Origin of the sequence: Pseudomonas sp. Sample_24, from assembly GCF_004307605.1 — a bacterium.
Classification (GTDB): domain Bacteria; phylum Pseudomonadota; class Gammaproteobacteria; order Pseudomonadales; family Pseudomonadaceae; genus Aquipseudomonas.
The window spans coordinates 1-2,710 of sequence record NZ_RCNW01000056.1; the positions used below are offsets into that span (position 1 = coordinate 1).

At 60.3% G+C, this 2,710-nt stretch carries 4 protein-coding genes; all 4 read left to right on the top strand.

The window, feature by feature from the left end:
• Nucleotides 1-47 precede the first annotated feature (47 nt).
• Entirely contained in the window at nucleotides 48-1,016 is a 969-nt protein-coding gene (fliM, locus tag D8V06_RS02555) for a flagellar motor switch protein FliM (protein ID WP_056853014.1), read from the top strand.
• Between the two features lie 67 nt (nucleotides 1,017-1,083).
• A complete protein-coding gene (gene fliN / locus D8V06_RS02560) occupies nucleotides 1,084-1,542 on the top strand; it encodes a flagellar motor switch protein FliN (protein WP_056853168.1) in 459 nt (152 codons plus the stop codon).
• Entirely contained in the window at nucleotides 1,543-1,989 is a 447-nt protein-coding gene (fliO, locus tag D8V06_RS02565; RefSeq protein ID WP_130930383.1) for a flagellar biosynthetic protein FliO, read from the top strand.
• Nucleotides 1,989-2,710 (top strand): flagellar type III secretion system pore protein FliP (fliP, locus tag D8V06_RS02570; RefSeq protein WP_130930384.1); only part of this gene is annotated, 722 nt, incomplete at its 3' end. The genes fliO and fliP, both read left to right, overlap by 1 nt.

Sequence of the window (2,710 nt, forward strand, 5' to 3'; positions counted from 1 at the left end):
TCGAACAGTTGCTTTTCACTAATTTCGTACTGCAGTAGGAACACGACATGGCCGTGCAGGACCTGCTGTCCCAGGATGAAATCGACGCGCTGTTGCACGGCGTGGACGATGGTCTGGTACAGACCGATAACGCTGCCGAACCCGGCACCGTCAAAAGCTACGACCTGACCAGCCAGGATCGCATCGTCCGTGGACGCATGCCGACCCTGGAAATGATCAACGAACGATTCGCCCGCTACACGCGCATCAGCATGTTCAACATGCTGCGCCGTTCGGCAGACGTGGCGGTCGGTGGCGTGCAGGTGATGAAGTTCGGCGAATACGTGCACTCGCTGTACGTGCCGACCAGTCTCAACCTGGTCAAGATCAAGCCGTTGCGCGGCACCGCGCTGTTCATCCTCGACGCCAAACTGGTGTTCAAGCTGGTGGACAACTTCTTTGGCGGCGACGGTCGTCACGCCAAGATTGAAGGGCGTGAATTCACCCCGACCGAACTGCGCGTGGTGCGCATGGTGCTGGAGCAGGCCTTCATCGATTTGAAGGAAGCCTGGCAGGCGATCATGGAAGTCAACTTCGAGTACATCAACTCGGAAGTGAACCCGGCCATGGCCAACATCGTCGGCCCGAGCGAAGCGATTGTCGTGTCGACCTTCCACATCGAACTCGATGGCGGTGGCGGCGACCTGCACGTGACCATGCCGTATTCGATGATCGAGCCGGTGCGCGAAATGCTCGACGCCGGCTTCCAGTCGGATCTCGACGATCAGGACGAACGCTGGGTCAATGCCCTGCGTCAGGACGTGCTGGATGTCGACGTACCGATCGGCGCCACGGTTGCTCGCCGCCAGTTGAAGCTGCGCGACATCCTGCACATGCAGCCGGGGGACATCATTCCGGTGGAGATGCCGGAAGACATGATCATGCGCGCCAACGGCGTGCCGGCCTTCAAGGTCAAGATGGGCTCGCACAAAGGCAACCTTGCGTTGCAAGTGATCGAGCCGATCGAGCGTCGTTGATCGACGCCTGACACATTCGCTTTTAACTGACGGCCTCCCCTCAAAGGTGGCCCGCCGAGGACAAATGATGGCTGATGATATGAATACTCAGGACGACCAGGCACTGGCTGATGAATGGGCTGCGGCCCTGGAAGAAACCGGTGATGCCGGGCAGGCGGATATCGACGCGCTGCTGGCGGCCGATGCATCCGGATCCTCCAACAATCGCCTGCCCATGGAAGAGTTCGGCAGTGTGCCGAGAAACAACGATCCGGTGAGCCTGGAAGGGCCGAACCTGGACGTGATCCTTGATATCCCGGTGTCGATTTCCATGGAAGTGGGCAGCACCGACATCAACATTCGCAACCTGCTGCAACTCAACCAGGGTTCGGTGATCGAGCTCGATCGCCTGGCCGGTGAGCCGCTGGACGTACTGGTCAACGGCACGCTGATCGCTCATGGCGAAGTGGTCGTGGTCAACGAGAAGTTCGGCATCCGCCTGACCGACGTGATCAGCCCAAGCGAACGCATCAAGAAGCTGCGCTGAGTGAAAAGGCTTCTCGGGGTTCTTCTGGCGTTGCCGTTGAGCGTGCTGGCGGCAGAGCCTGTTGCGACCGCCACCGCTGCAGTGGCGCCTGTAGCGAGCAGCGGTGTGGCCGGGCAATTGACGCAACTGGTGTTCGGCCTGCTGCTGGTGCTGGGGTTGATCTTCTTCCTCGCCTGGCTGTTGCGTCGGGTTCAGCAAGCGGGGCCTGCCGGCAAGGGCCAGGTGATCGAGCTGATCGGTTCCCGCGCCCTTGGCCCACGTGACCGGCTGATGCTGGTGCAGGTCGGCAACGAGCAGATTCTGCTCGGCCTGAGCCCCGGCAGCATTACCGCATTGCACGTGCTCAAGGAACCGGTGCAGGTGCCGAGCACCACTGAGAAAACGACGCCGGAATTTGCCCAGCGCCTGCTGGATATCCTGGGCAAAGATCAGAAGGATAAGAAGTAATGGGTGCGCTGCGCATCGTCTTGACGCTGGCCCTGATGCTGGCCGCACCTTTGGCGTTCGCCGCCGATCCGCTGTCGATCCCGGCGATCACCTTGGGCACCAACGCCGAAGGCGCTCAGGAGTACTCGGTCAGCCTGCAGATCCTGCTGATCATGACTGCGCTGAGTTTCATCCCGGCGTTCGTCATGCTGATGACCAGTTTCACCCGGATCATCATCGTCTTCTCGATCCTGCGTCAGGCCCTCGGCCTGCAACAGACGCCGTCGAACCAGATCCTCACCGGCATGGCGCTGTTCCTGACGCTGTTCATCATGGCGCCGGTGTTCGACCGGGTGAACCAGGACGCCTTGCAGCCGTATCTCGCGGAAAAGATGAGCGCTCAGGATGCGGTGGCCAAGGCCCAGGTGCCGATCAAGGACTTCATGCTGGCCCAGACCCGAACCAGTGACCTGGAGCTGTTCATGCGTTTGTCCAAGCGCACGGACATAGCCTCGCCGGATCAGGCGCCGCTGACCATTCTGGTACCGGCCTTCGTGACGTCGGAGCTGAAAACCGCGTTCCAGATCGGCTTCATGATTTTCATCCCGTTCCTGATCATCGACCTCGTCGTGGCCAGTGTGTTGATGGCCATGGGTATGATGATGCTGTCGCCGCTGATCATTTCCTTGCCGTTCAAGATCATGCTGTTCGTTCTGGTCGATGGCTGGGCGCTGATCATCGG